Annotated in this window: 10 protein-coding genes; all 10 read left to right on the plus strand. The window is 48.2% G+C overall.

The features are described 5' to 3' along the window. The first annotated feature begins 551 nt into the window (after positions 1 to 551). The 10 genes from ESB13_RS20675 (at position 552) to ESB13_RS20720 (ending at position 20,262) form a co-directional block, all read left to right on the plus strand. On the plus strand, positions 552 to 9,713 hold the full coding sequence (locus ESB13_RS20675; protein WP_129005604.1) for an Ig-like domain-containing protein: 9,162 nt from the start codon (positions 552 to 554) through the stop codon (positions 9,711 to 9,713). Between the two features lie 104 nt (positions 9,714 to 9,817). After that, positions 9,818 to 10,822, plus strand: a complete 1,005-nt coding sequence (locus ESB13_RS20680) for a PorP/SprF family type IX secretion system membrane protein (RefSeq protein ID WP_129005605.1) — start codon at positions 9,818 to 9,820, stop codon at positions 10,820 to 10,822. 50 nt (positions 10,823 to 10,872) lie between these two features. Next, complete coding sequence (locus ESB13_RS20685; protein ID WP_129005606.1) at positions 10,873 to 12,909, plus strand: OmpA family protein; 2,037 nt, start codon at positions 10,873 to 10,875, stop codon at positions 12,907 to 12,909. Between the two features lie 279 nt (positions 12,910 to 13,188). Beyond that, positions 13,189 to 13,569, plus strand: coding sequence for a 30S ribosomal protein S12 (gene rpsL, locus ESB13_RS20690; protein ID WP_027318727.1), 381 nt, complete (start codon positions 13,189 to 13,191; stop codon positions 13,567 to 13,569). A 79-nt stretch (positions 13,570 to 13,648) separates the two neighbouring features. Beyond that, positions 13,649 to 14,116 (plus strand): 30S ribosomal protein S7, encoded by a 468-nt coding sequence (gene rpsG, locus ESB13_RS20695; protein WP_129005607.1) that lies wholly within the window; start codon positions 13,649 to 13,651, stop codon positions 14,114 to 14,116. Positions 14,117 to 14,297: 181 nt separating this feature from the next. Beyond that, positions 14,298 to 14,996 carry a response regulator transcription factor gene (locus tag ESB13_RS20700; protein ID WP_129005608.1) on the plus strand — a complete coding sequence of 233 codons (699 nt, stop codon included), beginning with the start codon at positions 14,298 to 14,300 and terminating at the stop codon, positions 14,994 to 14,996. A gap of 117 nt (positions 14,997 to 15,113) precedes the next feature. Then, positions 15,114 to 16,481 carry a HAMP domain-containing sensor histidine kinase gene (locus ESB13_RS20705; RefSeq protein WP_129005609.1) on the plus strand — a complete coding sequence of 456 codons (1,368 nt, stop codon included), beginning with the start codon at positions 15,114 to 15,116 and terminating at the stop codon, positions 16,479 to 16,481. A 158-nt stretch (positions 16,482 to 16,639) separates the two neighbouring features. Beyond that, the gene (locus tag ESB13_RS20710) at positions 16,640 to 17,125 is read left to right on the plus strand and encodes a hypothetical protein (RefSeq protein WP_129005610.1); all 486 of its coding nucleotides are present in this window, start codon (positions 16,640 to 16,642) and stop codon (positions 17,123 to 17,125) included. A 278-nt stretch (positions 17,126 to 17,403) separates the two neighbouring features. Beyond that, a complete protein-coding gene (fusA, locus tag ESB13_RS20715; protein ID WP_129005611.1) occupies positions 17,404 to 19,554 on the plus strand; it encodes an elongation factor G in 2,151 nt (716 codons plus the stop codon). 162 nt (positions 19,555 to 19,716) lie between these two features. Then, a complete protein-coding gene (locus ESB13_RS20720) occupies positions 19,717 to 20,262 on the plus strand; it encodes an ORF6N domain-containing protein (protein WP_129005612.1) in 546 nt (181 codons plus the stop codon). The last annotated feature ends 442 nt before the right edge of the window (positions 20,263 to 20,704 follow it).

Here is a 20,704-nt window from a genome sequence, read left to right on the forward strand (position 1 = left end):
AGGTAAACAACCCAGGGTTTTTATTCACGTAAAAAAAGCAATAAATGAACTAATTGTTTGCTTGTGAACAAAATGAACAAGTCTTGTTTTGCTGGCAATCGTGAATGGGTTTCTCTTTGTGAATATAATGAATGTTTCTAATCTCATCGAGATATTAAATTTGTTACAGATTTGTAAAAGTTTAATTCCTTTAAGCTTTTTTAAAGCAGGTCTTCCGCCTGTTTTTATTATCTTTTTTTTAAAGGAATCCGTTGAAATCCAATACCTTAAAGCTGCTGCGTTCCTTTATTGTTTCTTTCAGGTTTCGCTCAGCTCCTGATGAGCCGCTTTTAAATTATCCACCATTATCCTCGAAATCCGCACCCGGTCCAAGTCTCCTTTTTAAGGCTTTTTTATACGCTTTCCAATATCCCAGTGATGGCCATCCGTGAACGGCTTAAAATTTACGCGCCGTTCAGGATCGTTCAACATCGATTAAATAGCAACTGTATATGATCAACATTTACACTGGGCGATTCAACTTTATGAAAACTGGCTTCCCATTATCATTCATGATAATGCTCTGTTCATTCTTCATGAACAGCGAAGCTTCTGCTCAAAGAACCTACGCCAATACCGTAACCATTGGCAATGCTGCAGCCGACCATGTTACCAACGCCGGTAATGCTACCAACAGCTCAGAAACGAGCTTCGCCACGCTTAACTCCTATGGAGGCCTTTTGCTGGGAGGTGGAGCTTACACAGGACAACTCGAACTAAGATTCCCTAACCCCGTCAGCGCAGGTGTTACCACCTACATCCGCATCAGCTCCGATCAGAATTTGCTGAACTCGCTGCTCGGTGGTAGCCTCGGTAACCTCCTCGGAAATGTAGTGGGTACCCTCGTACTCGGAAACCACTACTTTAACGTTCAGGCCCGTAACGGCGCTACCAACGTCCTGGGCGGCAGTAGCACTACCCCCTTTACAAATAATAACCTTCGCCTTATCCAGGACGCAAACGGGTATTTTTACATCGCAATAACGCCCTCCGCTACTTACGACAGGGTGTTTATCGAAGACGTAACCAATGCAGTCCTGCTGGGCACCAGCAATACTACCAATGTCTACTATGCCTTCTATAATAACTCAACCAGCGCTAACCCCTGCGTTCAGGGCTTTGCTACCTCTTTCGATGGTCAGGGCATTACCCTCGACCTTTTGCGTTTAGGTAACGCAGGTGTTACCAATGCTCAAAATGTGATCGATAACGATACCACTAATTTCTCTCAGCTGGGCCTCGGCGCACTCGCCGTGGCAGGCGCTATCAGCCAGGATATTTATTTCGAAAATCTCTCAAAGGCCGACGATGAGTTTCATATTAAACTCCAGTCTTCACCAGCCTTGCTTAATGTAGGCCTTGCCAATAATATTACTATTACTACCTATAACGGAACCACACAGGTTTCCAGTCAGCCGTTAAATACCCTGCTAAGCCTCGATTTGATCGGCTTGCTCAATAACGGACAGCGTATTACAGCCGTAGTACGCCCGGGGCAGGAAGTGAACCGTGTCAGGGTTACTTTCAACTCTCTTTTAAATGCCAATCTTACCCAGGTCATCCGCCTCTTCGGCGCTTACCGAACCGCAGGACGGCCAACTTTCACAGGTGCCCAGTCTCAGAATTATACCATCTGTACAGGCGGCACTGTTGGCCTGGCGGCTACTACCACCTCCGGAAATGAGATCCGCTGGTATGTCGATTCTACTACTGCAACCCCGCTGGCTACAACTGCTTCAGGCGGCATCTACACAACGCCTGCATTGAACAATACTACCGTTTACTACGTGGCAGCCGCCAAAATCGGCTGTACCTACGAATCCGAAAGGGTTCCTGTAACCGTGACGGTTAGATCCATACCCCAGGCACCGGTTGTGCCACCGGTACAACCTATTTGTACCGGTAAAACAGCCACCTTCGCTGTGAGCAATCCTGAAGCAGGAATTACCTATAACTGGTATGCCGCCGCTACAGGAGGCTCGCCGCTCGGTTCCGGCGTCTCATTTATTACACCGGTTCTTACCGATTCCACTACTTTCTATGTAGAAGCTACCAATGGCACCTGTACCAATACAGCTGGCAGATTAGCCGTATTGGTGCCAGTTGGTCAGCTGCCTGGCGCAGTAGTGCCCAGCCCGCTTACACGTACCATCTGCGCAGGAAGCACAACAACGTTTACCGTGCAAAACCCCGCAACAGGTATTACCTATAATTGGTACGATGCGCCAACGGGTGGTAACCTCATGTTCACAGGCACTACTTTCGTTACGCCGCAACTGGCCGCTAATACTAATTATTATGTAGAAGGACTGAACGCCACCGGCTGTACCAGCGCTTCACGTACGCAGGTAACTGTGATCGTAAATCCTGTTCCTGCCTTACCGGTTCTGGTGAACCCCGTTGCTACTATTAACCCGGGCGGTACCGCTACTTTCACCGTCTCTAATCCGGTCGACTCCTTAACTTATAACTGGTACAATACCGCAACAGGAGGTACGCTGCAAGGTTCAGGAAGAACGTTTACCACTCCGGTGCTCAATAGCTCCGCTAACTACTACGTAGAAGCTGTCACTCCAGGTGGTTGTGCAAGCACTGCCAGGGCGGCTGCTACAGTGAACGTTCAAACGGATGTTGTCTGCGGATATGCTACTGCACAACAAACGCTGCTGAATGGCGCCTGCGTACTGTGTAATGTGGCCGATGCAGGTAACTCCATCGATAACGACTATACCAACTATGCAACTGTAAATACTACCATAGGTGCAGGCGGATTTGGCCAGCTCCTCAGGTTCGGTAATACTTACCTCGCCGGCGATAGCGTAAGCCTGGTGCTCGAAGTGCCCGGCCAGATCCTGGGCGCACAGTTACTCGGAGGTATTTCTCTCGAAACCTATAGCGGTAATAACCCCAACGGCGATCTTACCACCCTTAACGCTCCATTGGTGAATGTTCACCTGCTGGGTTCAGGTAATACTGGTAAGTTCAAAGTAACATTGCCTGTAACTAGATCTTTCGACGGGGTAGGTATAACCATTACAGGTGTATCTGCACTCTCTCAGGTAAGGATCTATACCGCACAGGCATTTACGCCAATGCCTAAACTCGCGCCTTCTTCTGTACTGGTACGCGCCAGCAGCCAGCAAAGCCCTATCCTGAATGGCGTGGCTTGTGTTGCTTGTACTGTACTCAACCCGCAGCGCGCAGTGGATGCCGATACTACTACCTTCAGCACTATCACCGCTACAGTCGGTGTATTGAGCGGTGTTGGTCAGCTGGTTCAGTTCCCTGCCAGCTTTAACGCAGGTGATAGTGTTCAGTTCGACCTCGAAGTGCCCGATCAGGTGCTAGGTGCAAATATCCTGGGAGGCATCCAATTCGAAACTTATACCAACGGCGTAGCCAATGGTAATGCCGTTCAGGCCAGCTCTTCTTTGGTTCAGCTACAACTGCTGGGCTTGGGAGGTAGCAAATTCAGACTGAAATTTGCCGCCAACAATTCTTTCAACGGTGTATTGGTTAGAATAAATGGAACCGTAGCAGCGCTGAATACATTAAATGTATATGATGCAGCCGTATTCGCTTCCAGTCAGAATATCGTAAATATCTGTACCGGATCATCCGCCGTGTTAACAGTGTCTTCACCACTGGGCGGCGATATCCGCTGGTACACGACCGCTTCAGGTGGTACACCTGTATTTACGGGCAGCACCTACACTACTGCTCCTATTACAGCAAATACTACTTATTATGTTGAATCGGGCAGGTTCGGATGTGTGAACCCTAACCGCACAGTGGTGAACGTGGTTCCAAACACTATCCCCGATAACTCTACCCTCAACGTAACCGCAGCCAGCATCTGTCAGGGCGATTCTGCCAAACTTTGGGCTACCGCTCCTGTCGGCCGTATCTTCAGATGGTATACGGTTAGCGCTGGCGGTACACCGGTATATGTAGGCGATACATTGAATACAGGTGCCCTTACTGCTACTACTACTTATTATGTCGAATCTGTGAACAACGGTTGCGCTAGTAACGGACGTACTGCTGTAGTGGTAACCGTTAACAATGCGCCTGCCGGTATCGCGGTGATTCCTCCTTCTGCTACTATCGGTAGCGGACAAACAGCAAGCTTCACTGCAAGCTCAGGCACTGCAAATACTACCTTCAACTGGTATACCCAGCCCACAGGTGGAACTGCTGTCTTCACAGGTCCGGCTTTCGTAACACCTGCTTTAACAGCTTCCACTACTTATTACTTACAAGCTACTAGTGCAGGTAACTGTACGCCTGCCAGCAGAATTGCTGTCCCTGTAAATGTTATCACCGGTTCAGGTGGCCCTGTACCTTGTGACGCCGCTACTTCACAGTCAACTGCTGTAGGTGGAATATGTATTGGTTGCTCTGTCGACTCTGCCGCGCTTGCAGTGGACGGCGATGCTGTTACTGCTTCAAGATTACACGTGATCGCAGGATTGACCAACGCATATGTACAGCAAACGCTGGTGTTCCCATTCACGGGTGATGCCGGTGATACAGTGGCTGTTCACGTTCAGCTGCCGGTAGGCCTGGCCGACGTTGGATTACTTTCTACTGTTCAAATAGCTTCCTATAACGGAACAACTTTCAATAACGATAGAACAGCCGCTACCAGCAACTTGATACAACTGCAGCTACTGAACGGTTCCGAAGCTGTCCTTAAGTTCAAACCAGCCCAGGCCTTCGATAGGGTAGAGGTACGTGTGAACTCAGGATTGGCTACGCTCTTAAGTGAACTGGCTATCCGCTACGCACAGCGTGTGAAAGCATCTCCAACAGTAACAGCTGTAAGTGCTTCCCTCTGCGCAGGATCTCCGGCTACTTTAAATGCAACCGGTAATGCAAATACTACTTTCAGATGGTATAGCACACCAGCGGGCGGTACGGCATTGTTCACAGGTACAACCTATACAACGCCTGTATTAACCGATACTACAGTTTATTATGCCGAAGCGGTAAGCAACACCGGTTGCGCATCCGCATTACGCACACCTTTCACAGTGAACGTGGCAGAAGCGCCTCAGGCTCCTGCTGTAAATAATCCTACTGTTGTCTGTACCGGTAATGCCGCTGCGCTTGCAGTACAGTCCCCTTCAGCCGGTATAACTTATAACTGGTATGCAACCGCAACCGGTGGTACGTTGATCGCTTCCGGAGCTACCTTTACTACCCCGGCCTTAACGCGTGATACGGTATTCTACGTCGAGGCTGCAAGCACCGCCGCAGGATGTGTCAGCAATACCCGCACCGCGGCTAACATTACAGTCAATGCAGCCTTACCGGCGCCGGCAGTTACCAACGGTAACGTAACAACCTGCGCAGGTAGCACAGCTACACTTAGCATCCAAAGCCCGCAGCCTGGTATAACCTATAACTGGTACACCACAGCTACAGGCGGAACAGTAGCAGGTACAGGTAATAGCTTTACCACACCTGCAATAACAGGCACTGCTTCTTTCTATGTAGAAGCTATGGGGGGCAGCGGAAGCTGCGTGAGCCCACGCACCCAGGTAACGGTAACTGCCGCTCAGGCACCAGATGCGCCGGTATTAACAGTACAGGCGCCAGGTGCCGTGATCAGTGCAGGTGAAACTGCTACCATCAACGCTACTTCTACAACGCCTTCGGCTACATTTAGCTGGTATCTCCAGCAAACAGGAGGAGTTGCCATAGCAACAGGCGCAAGCTTTACTACACCACCTTTAACGGTAACAACTACCTATTATGTAGAAGCATCTCTTGCAGGTAGCAACTGTCCAAGCGCAACACGTACAGCCGTAACTATTACAGTACGTCCTAATGTCAATCTCGCTTGCGACGCAGCTACATCACAAACCAATACAACAGGCGGTATCTGCGCACTGTGTAGTGTTACCAACCCTGGCGGATCTGTTGATACCGATACTGCTACAGCTGCCAGCCTGAATATTGCTGTAGGCATCGCTAATGCCTATTCAGAACAGATCCTGCGCTTTGGAAGCAGCACTGCGCCCGGCGATACGGTGATCGTGGCGCTCGAAAGCCCCGACGCGCTCGCAGCAGCAGATATCCTCGGAGCTATCTCTATTGCTTCAATGAACGGAGCTTCGGTAAATAGTGATGAACTGTTACTCAACAACGGACTCATCAAGATCCAGCTGCTCGGCGCAGGTAACTCGGGAAGATTCCTGGCACGCTTTGTACCCCAGGCTAATTTCGATGGGGTGCGTATACGCCTCACCAGTGGCCTTGTAAGTGCACTTAATACAGTGAATATTTACTATGCTACCCGCCAGGTAGCGCCTCCGGTGATCACAACTGCACAGCCGGTAAATATCTGTAGCGGAGCTACAGCCACATTAACCGCAACTGCTTCTCCAAACGCTACCATCCAATGGTTTAATACTGCTGTAGGTGGTACGGCCGCAGGTAACGGTACCAGCTTTACCACGCAGCCGCTCACTAATACAACTACCTACTATGTACAGGCCAAACGTACCTCTACAGACTGTCCTAACTTCAGTCGTACACAGGTAACGGTGATCGTGAATCCGGCTCCGGATGCTCCCGCTGTGGCAAGCGCCAGCGTGGCCGTGTGTACCGGTGCTACAGCTGTCCTCGAAGTGGCCAACCCGCAAACAGGTCTCACCTACAGGTGGTACGATGCTTCAGGTGCAAGCGCAGGAACAGGTGTAAGCATCACTACGCCTGCCATTACAGCAGCTACTACCTACACCGTCGAAGCAGTGAACAGCTCAAACTGTGCAAGTAGCAGCCGTACTACAGTAAATGTTACAGCTAATGCTATACCTGGTAACAGAACCATTGCCAATAACGGCGCTGTCATCTGTTCAGGAAGCACTGTGCTCAATATCGAAAACCCTGAAACAGGCGTTACCTATAACTGGTATAATGCCGCAACAGGCGGAAGTATTATCAATACAGGCGTATCTTATACTACACCGGTATTAACAGGTACTACTGTTTACTACATCGAAGCGATTAGCGCAACAGGATGTAGCAGCGGTACCAGAACAATGGCAACAGTGAACGTAAACCCTGTATTACCGCCGCCAACAGTGGCAAGCGCTAATGTTACGTCTTGTGCAGGAACGCCCGTGACGCTTTCTGTCTCAAATCCGCAAACAGGTATCTCTTATAACTGGTATACAACAGCAACTGGCGGTACACCGGTGTTCTCAGGAGCTGATTATGCTATCGCTTCACCCGCTTCCGCTACTTATTATGTAGAAGCGGCAAGTACCACAGGCTGTCTCAGTGCCAGCCGCACAACTGTAACTGTTACAGTGAACGCACAGCCTGCTGCTCCTGTACTGGCAAGTGCTTCAGTTGCAGTGTGCTCAGGTGCTGCAGCTACGCTCTCAGTTCAGGATCCGCAATCTGGTATCACCTACCGTTGGTACGACGCTGCCACAGCTGGTACATTGCTCTTTACCGGCCCCGGCTTTACTACTCCTGCTTTAACCGCTACTACTACTTACTATGTAGAAGCTACGAGCGGAACAGGTTGTACCGCGGCCGCCAGAACTTCAGGCACTGTAAATGTGAATCCTATTCCTGCTATCCCTGTTATTACAGGCGGCAATACTACTGTTTGCTCAGGCAGCGTAGTAACATTTAACGTGCAGAACCCTCAGTCAGGCATTACTTACCGCTGGTACGATGCGGCTGCAGGTGGCAACCTGGTGTTTACCGGCGCAAGCTTTACTACAACTCCGCTCACTGCCAATACTACTTATTATGTAGAAGCGGCCGGAACTGCAGGATGTGCTGCAAGTGTAAGGGCTGTGGTAACAATAAACGTAACTGCTATACCTTCAGCGCCGGTGATTGCCGGTGCTGGAGCAGTATGTGCTAATACTGCCGTAACGCTCAGCGTCCAGAATCCGCAGGCAGGTGTTATCTATAACTGGTACGACGCTGCTACAGCAGGTAACCTGCTGTTCACAGGTACCAGCATCACTACACCTGCACTCACAGCTAATACCACTTACTATGTACAGGCAGGCAGCGGTACTTGTGCCAGCGCCGGCAGAACGCAGGTAACAGTAACGGTAAATGCCCGTCCCGATAACCCTGTGATCTCTGCAAACGGCACTACCGTATGTATCGGTCAGTCTACTACCTTAACAGTACAAAATGCGCAAACAAACCTGGTATACACCTGGTATAGCGCTGGTAGCGGCGGTACAGCCCTGGCAACAGGTTCCGGCTTTACTACCCCTGCATTAAGCAGCAACGCTTCCTACTATGTAGAAGTAAGCAATGGCACCTGTACAAATACTACCCGTACCCGTGTCGATGTAACAGCAGTTCAGCCGCCTCCGGCTCCGGTAATTGCAGCTGGTGGTACTACCATTTGCGCAGGCAATGCTACCACGCTTACTATACAAAGCCCGCAAACAGGTTATACCTATAACTGGTACGATGCACCTGCCGGCGGTAATCTGTTATTCTCAGGTACTTCATACACTACCAATGTCTTGAATTCAAATACTACTTTCTACGTGGCCACAGCGCTGAATACAGGCTGTAGCAGCAGCTCACGCACCAGCGTAAACGTAACCGTTAATACGGCTCCGGCAGCACCAACAGTTACTGCTGCTAATGTCAGTGTTTGTTCCGGTGGCGCTGCTGCACTGCAGGTAAATAACCCTGTATCAGGAGCTACCTACCAATGGTATACAACGGCATCAGGTGGAACCGCAGTGTTCACAGGACCTAACTATACAATCAATAACGTAACCGCCAATATGGTGTACTATGTTGGAACAACCAGCAACTTAGGCTGCTCCAGCTTAACCAGGGCCTCTGTCAACGTAACCATAACAACAGCGCCGCCTGCACCTTCTATTGCAAATGCAACACCTGATGTATGCGCTGGCAGCGCAGTTACCTTAACCGCTACTTCAACAGTTCCTGGTGCAACTTTCAACTGGTACGCTACAGCAACTGGCACCACGGTCATCGCTACAGGTGCAAGCTTTAGTGCCGGTCCTATCACTTCTGATACCAGCTTCTATGTAGCCGTCACAAACGCAGGCAGCTGCGTAAGTGCCACACGCGCCCAGGCTACCATAGCACTGGTAAGGCCGCTGGCAGCGCCCACTGTCACGGTCGATAACACCACACCACAGTCTGTGACCTTCAGGTGGAATGCCGTAACAGGCGCTACAGGCTACCAGGTAACGCAGGATGGTGGCAACACATTCATCGTTCCAAACGGATCAGGAGGATTATCCCACACCATCAGCGGCTTACAACCTAACCAGTCTGTTGCTATACAGGTGCGCGCTTTGGGTGCATTAAGCTGCCAAACAAGCCCGCTCTCTGCAAGCGTTACTGGTACTGCTACCAACCCGTTGGGTAACAGCATATACGTGCCCAACATATTTACACCGAATAACGATGGCCGCAACGACCTCTTCCAGGTCTTCGGTAACAACATCAGATCGGTTGAAATGTGGATCTTCAGCCAGTGGGGCCACCAGTTGTTCTATACGCAGGATAGAATGGGCTGGAACGGTATGTCCGGTAACAAACTCCAACCGGTAGGTGTGTACATCTATGTTGTAAAGGCCATCCTCAACGACGGTACTGTCGTTGATAAGAAAGGAGCTGTAAACCTGGTTCGTTAATAAAAAAAGCAAAGGAGTCTGCTGTGACAGCCTTAACACCCTGAAAGGCAAGTAAGCTGTCACAGCAGCAACATCCGGCTATCATCACCATAAAAATTAAACGGATGAAAAAGATAACTAAGTTGTTGATACTATGGAGTGCAATAGCGGCCGGTCTGGCTGCAAAAGCACAGGTCGACCCGCATTTCTCTCAATATTATGCATATCCACTCTGGCTTAACCCCGCACTCGCAGGCGCTATCGACGGCGACTACCGTGTTTCTGCCAACTACAGAAGCCAGTGGAACAACATCTCCAACCCATTCAGCACTATTGGAGTTTCTGCCGATTTCGTAACGCCCAAGAACATTAATATAGGCGTTAACGTCTTAAACCAGAAAGCAGGCGATGCCGGCTATAACTATCTCAATGCATACGCCTCCGTAGCCTACACCGGCATCAAGTTCGGCGCACAGGGCTACCAGCGCCTCGTAGTAGGCCTCCAGGGTGGCGTCCTCAGCCGCCGCTTCGATCCCGCTAAATTCCAGTTCGGAGACCAGTGGAACCCTATCACAGGTTATAACCCAAGCAATATGAGCGGCGAAGCATTAAGCCGTAACTCCTCAAACGTATTCGACGCCGGAGCAGGTATCCTCTACTTCGATGGAGACCCGAATAAATCCCTGAACCCCTTTATCGGTGTGTCAGCATTTCACCTTACCCAACCCGATGACCCGTTTGTTTTCGGCAGAAAAGAAAGACTGCCCATCCGTTATGCCGTACATGGCGGATTGCGCTTCATCTTGTCCGAACAAATCACCCTTACTCCCAACGCATTGTTCATGCGCCAGAATAACTCCGATGAAAAAATGGTCGGAGCCTACGCACAAATCAAAGCCAACACCTTTACCGACTTCCTCATCGGTGCCAACTACCGCTTCGATGATGCCGTTACACCATTCCTGGGCTTCCACTACCAGAACATGGTCCTAGGCTTCAGCTACGATGCCAATACATCACGACTCGGTAACCTGGCACGCTCCAGCAATGCATTCGAGATCTCTCTTTCCTTCATAGGAAGAAAGTCAAGGGCATTCCCCGATATGAACTTTATATGCCCACGCTTGTAACAAAAGCCAATTCCATTAACATGAAGAACCCTATAAACTCCTGATCAGATATGAGACACAAAAATAAATTTGTAAAGGTTGGTTGTATTGCTGCATTTGTACTGCTGGCCGGTTCTAATACGCTGAAGTCGCAATATATGTCCGACTTCAAACGTACAGCAGACGCTTTTTTCGAAAAAGGTGACTTCTATTCTGCATCCCAGTATTACGATAGATACCTCAATAGCAAACAAACGAAAATAAACGCGGAGAATTATAAACCTTATATGCTGCAGATCGCATCCAAATCTGCAAAAAAGGAACTGAATACTTATGAAACAGTGGTTTACCGCCTCGCTGAATCATACCGCCGTTACAACGATTTTGCCAATGCCGAACGCTATTACGCCATCGCCACCAGCTTCGATACCGCAGCTTATCCTTTAAGCCGCTACTGGTATGGCGTAACCCTGCGCGCAAATACCAAATATGCCGACGCCGAAAATCAGTTCAACCAGTTCCTCGATAATTACAAGGCTACTGACGAATACGCCGAAAATGCAAGACGCGAATTGGCAAACTGCCGCTTTATCCAGGAACAGCTCGCTTCCCCTCAGAACACCATCGTCGTGCGCAAAATGGGCGGCGAAATTAACCAGGGAGGTGCCACCTATGCGCCCTTATGGCTTGGAAATGATAATTTCATCTATACCTCCTCCAAGGCCGATAGCGTAATGATCGTGAGATCAAAAGGTAAAAACCCTTATTTCAACAACCTCTACCACACCGTACGGAAGGACACCAGCTTCTCACGACCCGAAAAGCTGCCGGTCGAAGTTTCAGGCAACCTGCAACAGGGCGCCGCTACCTTTACCCCTGATGGCAATAAAATGTATTTCACCCGCTGGGAACAGAAAGAAGGTAAGAACTGGGGCGCCATCTATGTAACGGAAAAAAAAGGCGATAAATGGTCCGACCCGGTAAAACTCAACGGTAATATTAATATAGAAGGTTATAGCTCTATTCAGCCCTTTGTTACCTCCGATGGAAAATATCTCCTGTTTTCGTCCGACAGACCCGGCGGATTGGGAAAATACGATCTCTGGTTTGCCACAATGGATGCAGGTTTGATGCCGGGTTCGGCAACAAATATGGGCACCGGCATTAATACCAAAGACGATGAGCAGGCACCTTACTTCCATGCATCCACATCCACCCTGGTATTTGCCAGCAATGGACGCGTAGGCATGGGAGGGTTCGATCTCTATAAAACTAACGGCGACTTCCGCAACTGGTCGGAGATAAAGAACCTCGGGCTGCCCATGAACTCTACCAAAGACGATATCTATTTCTTCAGCAAAGGCAAAAAGTTCATGATGAGCGACGTCTACTTCAGCTCCGACCGCAATTCAGTTTGTTGCCTGGAATTATACGATGCCCGGAAGCTGAACCTGTATATTACCGGTAAAGTGGTCGATTGCGCTACCCAAGAGCCAATGGTAGGAGCGAAGATCAGCGTGGTGGATACTATTCTTAACAAGGTGGTGTACACGCAAACGCTTGATGCCACTGGAAGTTATGGTTTTGAGCTGGAAGAATACCAGCCGCTGAAGCTGGTAGCGGAGAAACAATATTATTATCCCCGTTCTTTCCATTTCTTTAAGCCAGGCGTACCGGATGCCGATACCCTGTTTAATCCTGTTTTGTGCTTACCACATGAAGACACCGCCAAACCTTACCCTGTAGGTAAACCAGTGGTAATGAAGGATATCTATTACGATTTCGACAAAGCTACGTTAAGGCCTGAATCGTATCCTGTACTCGATACGCTGGCTAAAGTGCTGAGAATGTATCCGCAAATGGAAATTGAAATAGGGGCGCATACCGATAGCAAGGGTACAGACGCTTACAACGACAAGCTGTCCGCGGCCCGTGCTAAATCCTGCGTTGAATACCTCATTAAGGTAGGTATAGAGCCTGAGAGGATGCACAGCATCGGATTTGGCGAGCGTATGCCAGTGGCGCCGAATACCCTGCCAAACGGTAAGGATAACCCGGATGGAAGGGCACTGAACCGCAGAACGGAAGTAAAAGTATTACATTATTAATAAGGCAATAACCTGGTAGTGCACATACTGCCCCGGTAATGCCCGCATTTGTCTGGCTAAGCTCCTGACAGCCGGAGAGCGGGAAACCGGCTAAAAATGACAAATAACCGGCCCATGGATGTAATTTGCAAAATTATACCAGGGCCGGTTATCCATTTTGGTGGATAAATAGTTTCTGAAGCACGTAAAATGCAGGGAAATCCACAGTTTTCCGATATTTATTTGGAATTTGTTCGTACTACTGCTACCTTTGCCGTCCCAAAAATTAAATGGTTTAGAATGCCTACAATACAACAATTAGTAAGAAAAGGCCGTGAGATTATCAGGGCAAAGAGCAAATCCCGTGCGTTGGACGCTTGTCCGCAGCGCCGTGGCGTTTGTACAAGGGTGTACACTACTACCCCTAAAAAACCAAACTCAGCTTTGCGCAAAGTAGCGAAAGTGCGTTTGACAAATAAAATTGAAGTTATCGCCTACATTCCTGGTGAAGGCCACAACCTGCAGGAGCACTCTATCGTGCTTATCCGCGGTGGTCGTGTGAAGGACTTACCTGGTGTTCGTTACCACATCGTTCGTGGTAGCCTCGATACCGCCGGTGTTAAAGACCGTAAACAAAGCCGTTCTAAATACGGTACCAAGAAAGAAAAGGCTAAAAAATAGTTCATAATTATTTGTACTGAGTAAAGTTTTAATACTTGAAGAAATTCAGCTACACCAGTCCAATTAAAAATTAAGAATCATGCGTAAAGCACAAGCGAAAAAATTACCCTTAGCACCCGATGGTCGCTTCAACGACAAACTGGTTACACGTTTCGTGAATAACCTGATGTGGGACGGCAAAAAAAGTGCTGCTATCACTATATTTTACGATGCAGTTGACAAAGTAAGCAAAGTAACCGGCGAAGACGGATACGAAGTTTGGAAACGCGCATTGAACAACGTAACTCCTGGTGTCGAAGTACGTAGCCGCCGTATCGGTGGTGCTACCTTCCAGATCCCTACTGAGGTACGTCCCGACCGTAAGATCTCCCTCAGCATCAAGTGGCTTATCCGCTACAGCCGTGAGAGAAATGGTCGTACTATGGCCGACAAGCTGGCGAATGAAATCGTAGCAGCGGCTAAAGGTGAAGGTGCAGCTTTCAAAAAGAAAGAAGATACCCACCGTATGGCAGAAGCAAACAAGGCATTCTCTCACTTCCGTATCTAATCACAGATATTCAGGAAAGAGAAATATTCTTTAATAATTTTGGGAAAAAGGGTGTATCACATGATACACCCTTCTTTTTTGCCACCCTGCTTCCCAAGCTCCATACCCCGGCATCCGCAATTCTCCCCGATTTTATGGCTTACCTCCCGTTGTTTTGCAATTCTGTCGTAGTTTAGGGGATATGAAGGTCCTACTGATTGAAGATGAAGTGAATGTAGCGTCGTTTATCCAGCGTGGTCTTACCGAAGCCGGCTACGAGGTCACAGTAGCCATGGATGGCGTATCAGGACTTTCCATCGCCACCACCCACGAATTCACAGTCATCCTGCTCGATGTAATGCTGCCGGGAATGAACGGACTCGAACTCTGCCGGAAACTCCGGCTAACGAACCGGCAGGTCCCCGTTCTCATGCTTACCGCCCTTGGCTCTACAGAAAACATTGTTGCCGGCCTCGATACCGGCGCCGATGACTACCTCGTAAAACCTTTTAAACTGGCCGAATTGCTGGCACGTATCCGCTCACTAACCCGCCGCCAGCCCCAGCAACTCACCGACTCCACCCTCCTGGTAATAGATGATCTGGTAGTAGATGTTAACGCCAAAATTGTAAAACGCAACTTTAAACCCATAGCCCTTACCGCCACAGAATACCGCCTCCTCGAATTCATGATGCGCAACCAGCGAAAAGTGCTCTCCCGTGTCGAAATCCTGGAACAGGTCTGGGGTATCGACTTCAACATGGGAACCAACGTTGTCGACGTTTACGTTAACTACCTCCGTAAAAAAATTGATAAAGGCTTCGATACCAAACTCATCCATACCGTAATTGGTATGGGCTACATCATGAAAGAAGTCTACGGCAACGAAACAACAGACTGAATAACCCCGGAAGCTTCCGCAAACGCACTAAAAGCGCTCTGTAATTTTGTATCATTGCAAAGGCGAACGGGCAGGCCCCGCTCCGGTGCTTGCCTGGGAAACAGTCCGCCCTTATAAATGAAGATCCAGACGAAAATAACCTGGTTATTTACAGCGGTTACCGCATCTATTATCCTGCTGCTCAGCGGGTTCGTTTACTTTTTTGCCAGCCGTAAATCATTTGAAGATTTTTATAAACGACTCGAAATTAGGGCTATTGTTACGGCTAAGGCAAAACTCGAAGCCAATAGCGACAGCAATTCCGCCTACCATGAGATCCGCCGCGAACACTTGGAAAAACTGCCTTCCGAAAAAGAATACTTCTTTAAAATAAATAAACAAACAGGCCAGGTCGATAGCGCCGCCATCCTGCCCGTTCCCGTCAGCTTTTTCAAACACGTGATCCAGAACGGAGAAGCTGTGTATCGCCGGAAAGATCTGTTTTACCTGGGCTTCCTGTACAAACAACCACAGGGTAGCTCAGTTGTGGTTATTTCAGCGATCAACGACTATTCCCGTGAATATCTCGGTAACCTGAAGAACGTATTGCTGATCACTTTCTTTTTCTCGATGGTAGTGGTCCTTACCGTAGGTATCATGTTCTCCAGGCAGATCCTGAAACCTGTACGCCTCATTACCGAACGGGTAAAAGAGATCAGTAGCACTAACCTCCACCTTCGCCTCTATTCCGGGAAGGGCAAGGATGAAATTGAAGAGCTTTCCCAAACTTTCAACAACATGCTCGACAGGCTGGAAACTTCTTTTGAATCACAGAACAATTTTGTGAGCAATGCTTCCCACGAACTAAGCACACCGCTCACAGCTATAATAGGAGAGGCCGAGCTTACATTGAACCGCCCCCGCACACAGGAACAATATGTCAGATCCACCCAGATCATCCTTAATGAGGCAGAAAGGCTGCGCAACATTACAACAACCCTCCTGAACCTCGCCCAAACCGGCTTCAATGGCAAAAAACAGGATTGGGAACCGCTCCGGGCCGATGAATTGGTATGGTCGGTAAAAAAATCGGTAGACAATATCAACCCGCAGAACCAGGTTTTCTTCGATACCAGCCACTTGCCCGAAGAAGTGAAAAAGCTCAGTATGCTCGGTAATATGCAGCTGCTGATCCTCGCTTTAAGCAACATTGTGCTCAATGCCTGTAAATATTCTAATAACCAAACCGTTACAATAGGGGTAGCAGCCACCGACGAACGTATTCTTATCGTGATCAGGGATAAAGGTATCGGGATCCCTGAGCCCGAAATCCCTTACGTGTTCGATCCGTTCTTCCGCGCTTCCAATGTGCAGCATCTGAAAGGCTATGGTATAGGCCTTCCTTTGTCCCGCAATATTATTCGTATGCACGGCGGCGACATCGTTGTCAACTCCCGTGAAGGAGAAGGCACCATCATCCATATCTCTCTGCCAATAAAGGACTAAAACTTTCACCCCAAAAGCTCCCTTTCTGTTAGCTGCCTGCCATCCGTTACCCCTTCCATATCTCTAATTCCATTCTAATAGCTCTCTTATATCCTCTTAATGCATCTGTTTTAAAATTGTAAGATGGAACACAATGCTCACTAATTAAACCGGGAAATATGCGAAATGTATTGATTCCAACAGATTTTACAGTGCATTCACTGGATCTTGTGGTAGCAGTGGTTGAGAAATACAAAGACGAAGCGCTGAATATTACATTGTTGCATGCGCTTGCCATGCCGGATTCAATTATGGATCTTATCCTGTTATCCCGTAATAACGATCGCTACAACCTTATTAGCAAGGAATTCAGAAATGCCTGCACCATTCTAAAGAACAGGTATGCCTCTTCTATTAAGGATATTAACGTACGCTTTATGCATGGCGGCACAAGAGGTGTCTTCCGCAATTTCGTGGAGGCTACCAAAGCCGATGTATTTGTGTATCCTACTGATTATACGTTTAAAAAAGCAGGCAGCAATAGCATAGAAATCAGTAAGTTGTATAAATACGCCGATTGTACGCAGCTGCCTGTGGCAGTAAGTAAAATGCATACCGATGTGCGCCGGCTGAATATGGCGGATCTTTTACTCGCCGTAAGCTAAAGCGTTGCAATGTCCGGAACAGTAAAATGCCACACATACCTTGGCCTCTCACGATTGCCCCCGCCGCTTCCGGTTGCTTGCCATTCTCCCGGAAACATTGAAAATCAGTAGAAATATTCTCCCCGTGCAATCTATTATCCGCTATCTGCCATCTCTTTACTACAATTTAATGCGTAGGAATTCCTGCGAATCATTTTAATCACTACTTTTGCGCCTCGAAAACCAGGTGGGATTCTTGTGCCCGGTTTTCTTCAAATACTTAAACTATTAATTTTTTTATGGCGGACTTGAGATTTCAACGCAACTTTGGTATTGCCGCTCACATTGATGCCGGTAAAACTACCACTACCGAGCGTATTCTGCGCTATACCGGTATGATTCACAAAATTGGCGAGGTGCATGATGGTGCAGCTACTACTGACTGGATGGAGCAGGAGAAAGAGCGCGGTATTACCATCACTTCAGCTGCGGTAAGCTGCCAGTGGAACTTCCCTACCGTAAAAGGTAAGGCTGACGCCAATACTAAAAAATATTCTTTTAACATCATCGATACTCCCGGTCACGTGGACTTTACTGTAGAAGTAGAACGTTCTATGCGTGTTCTGGATGGTCTGATTGCCCTGTTCTCTGCCGTTGACGGTGTGGAACCTCAGTCCGAAACTGTATGGCGCCAGGCTAACCGCTACCGCGTACCACGTATCGGTTTCGTTAATAAAATGGACCGCTCCGGTGCAGACTTCCTCATGGTGGTTAACCAGGTGAAAGAAATGCTCGGCGCTAAAGCAGTTCCTTTACAGTTACCTATCGGCGCTGAAGATAACTTCACAGGCGTGGTGGATCTTATCAAAATGAAAGGTATCATCTGGCACATGGAAACAGAAGGTATGACTTTCGATGAGATCGACGTTCCTGCCGATATGGTCGAAGAAGCCAACGAATGGAGGGCTAGCCTCGTTGAAGCGGTTGCTGAATACGACGATACCCTGATGGAGAAATTCTTCGAAGACCCTAATAGCATCACCGAAGCTGAAATGCACGAAGCTATCCGTAAGGCTACCATCGACCTCAGCATCGTTCCTATGATGTGTGGTTCTTCTTTCAAAAACAAAGGTGTGCAAACTGCGCTTGACGCCGTTTGTCGTTACCTGCCTTCTCCTGTAGATATCGAAGATACTACTGGTACCGATCCCGATACCGGTGAAACCATCACCCGTAAAGCTGATGCCAAAGAACCTTTCTCTGCACTGGCTTTCAAAATCATGACCGATCCTTTCGTAGGTCGTCTCGCATTCTTCAGGTGTTATAGCGGTCACCTCGACGCTGGTTCTTATGTCCTGAACGTAAGAAGCGGTAAAAAAGAGCGTATCAGCCGTATCATGAAGATGTTTGCCAACAAACAAAACCCGATCGACTTCATCGAAGCTGGTGATATCGGAGCGGCAGTTGGTTTTAAAGAAATCAAAACCGGTGATACGCTTTGTGATGAAGATCATCCAATCACACTTGAAAACATGTTCATCCCTGAGCCGGTGATCGCTATCGCGGTAGAACCTAAAACGCAGGCCGACGTTGACAAGATGGGTATGGCTATCGCTAAACTGGTAGAAGAAGATCCTACCTTACGCGTTAACACCGATGAAGATACCGGTCAAACCATCCTCCGTGGTATGGGTGAATTGCACCTCGAGATCATCATCGACCGTATGCGTCGTGAATTTAAAGTAGAAGTGAACCAGGGCGCTCCCCAGGTGGCTTATAAAGAGTCTTTCGGAACTACTATCGAACACCGCGAAGTGCTGAAAAAGCAATCTGGTGGTCGTGGTAAGTTCGCCGACATCCAGTTCTCTATCGGCCCTGCTGATGAAGAATGGCTGAAAGCGAACGACGGCAAAAGCTTCCAGTTCGTTAACGATATCTTCGGTGGTTCTATCCCTAAAGAATTCGTTCCTGCTATCCAGAAAGGTTTCGAAACCGCTATGGCTACAGGTGTTCTGGCAGGTTTCCCTGTTAACAACATGAAAATCAGGGTATTTGATGGTAGCTACCATGATGTCGATTCCGACTCTATGAGCTTCGAATTGTGTGCTAAATCCGGTTTCCGCGAAGCTGGCCGCAAAGCGAAACCTACCTTGCTGGAACCTATCATGAAAGTGGAAGTATTGACTCCCGACCAGTACATGGGTGACGTAACAGGTGACCTGAACCGTCGTCGTGGTATGCTGGAAGGTATGGACAGCCGTGCTAACCTGCAGGTTATCAAAGCTAAAGTTCCATTGAGCGAGATGTTCGGTTACGTAACGCAGTTACGTTCTCTGTCTTCTGGCCGTGCAACTTCTACCATGGAGTTCTCTCACTACAACCCTGCTCCTAACAACGTAGCGGAAGAAGTGATCGCGAAGTCTAAAGGCAAAGTGAAAATTGAAGAATAACCCTCCGGTTATCCTTTAGGAATACTGAAAAGGCGTCTCATCCGTGAGGCGCCTTTTATTTTACCTTATATAAGTCATTTTAACCTGCAGTCCCGCCTTCTGCCGCCAAATCTGTAGATAAGCCCGTCAGGATAGATTACATTTATATTAAAAGTAAGTAAAATGGCAGGCAGGGATAAAGAACTGGTGACGTTGGTAGCCGAACAAAAAATACTGAACCGTATCTATGTAGTACGAAGCCAAAAAGTAATGCTGGACGAAGATCTGGCAGTCATGTATGGTGTGGAAACAAAGCGCCTGAATGAACAGGTAAAACGCAATCTGAAAAGGTTTCCTAAAGATTTCATGTTCACACTGACCGCCAAAGAACTGGCCGGGTTGATATCGCAGAACGAAGCCTCAAATTGGGGGGGCAGAAGAACGCCGCCAAATGCCTTTACAGAGCAGGGAATAGCCATGTTATCCAGCATTTTAAATAGTGACACAGCTATAGAGGTGAATATCCGGATTATCCGCGTATTCACTAGATTAAGAGAATATGCTCTTACGCACAACGAGATCCTGGTGCAGCTGGCCAGGCTCGAAAAGGAGGCAAAAAGCAATAGCAGAGACATCGAAAACATCTTTTCTGTCCTCAAAGAATTAATAGAAAAAGAGCGCAAACCCTTGCCCAGAAAGAGGATCGGCTTTAAACCCGACAATGGTTAGCGCCACTTGAAGTCGCAATTTGCGACCTCAAGATGCATATTCAAATGGTTATCAGCAACTTACCACGCCTCCGTTTCTTCCTTTTCTAAGTAGCTTGTTCATCTGGATGCAGCACTAATCTTCCCACTTGAAGTCGCATTTTGCGACCTCAAGTTGCATATCTCAATGGTTTTCTGTCACTTGCTTTATCATCTCTCCTCAAAATTTCCATCGCGGATCAATAAAAAAACGCCGGGCTTATGCCCACTTGAAGTCGCATTTTGCGACCTCAAGTGGTTCGCCATCTGTCTAAGTGTTCCCGGAAAAATGCCATGCCAAAGCTTTTTAACATGATTTTTTACCCAAAAACGGTGGATAAAGCCGATTTTAAGGAAAAATAATTCACACAATACTTGCAGTTGTTGAATCTTACGCTTACCTTTGCGCTCCCAATTAGAAATTT

The sequence above is a fragment of the Filimonas effusa genome (genome assembly GCF_004118675.1).
In the GTDB taxonomy this organism is placed as follows: Bacteria; Bacteroidota; Bacteroidia; order Chitinophagales; family Chitinophagaceae; genus Filimonas; species Filimonas effusa.

What these genes read in the sequence shown, in the direction of transcription:
- ESB13_RS20675 (WP_129005604.1), top strand. Translation starts at nt 552, where the DNA reads ATGATAATGCTCTGTTCATTCTTCATGAACAGCGAAGCTTCTGCTCAA.
- ESB13_RS20680 (WP_129005605.1), top strand. Translation starts at nt 9,818, where the DNA reads ATGAAAAAGATAACTAAGTTGTTGATACTATGGAGTGCAATAGCGGCC.
- ESB13_RS20685 (WP_129005606.1), top strand. Translation starts at nt 10,873, where the DNA reads ATGAGACACAAAAATAAATTTGTAAAGGTTGGTTGTATTGCTGCATTT.
- rpsL (WP_027318727.1), top strand. Translation starts at nt 13,189, where the DNA reads ATGCCTACAATACAACAATTAGTAAGAAAAGGCCGTGAGATTATCAGG.
- rpsG (WP_129005607.1), top strand. Translation starts at nt 13,649, where the DNA reads ATGCGTAAAGCACAAGCGAAAAAATTACCCTTAGCACCCGATGGTCGC.
- ESB13_RS20700 (WP_129005608.1), top strand. Translation starts at nt 14,298, where the DNA reads ATGAAGGTCCTACTGATTGAAGATGAAGTGAATGTAGCGTCGTTTATC.
- ESB13_RS20705 (WP_129005609.1), top strand. Translation starts at nt 15,114, where the DNA reads ATGAAGATCCAGACGAAAATAACCTGGTTATTTACAGCGGTTACCGCA.
- ESB13_RS20710 (WP_129005610.1), top strand. Translation starts at nt 16,640, where the DNA reads ATGCGAAATGTATTGATTCCAACAGATTTTACAGTGCATTCACTGGAT.
- fusA (WP_129005611.1), top strand. Translation starts at nt 17,404, where the DNA reads ATGGCGGACTTGAGATTTCAACGCAACTTTGGTATTGCCGCTCACATT.
- ESB13_RS20720 (WP_129005612.1), top strand. Translation starts at nt 19,717, where the DNA reads ATGGCAGGCAGGGATAAAGAACTGGTGACGTTGGTAGCCGAACAAAAA.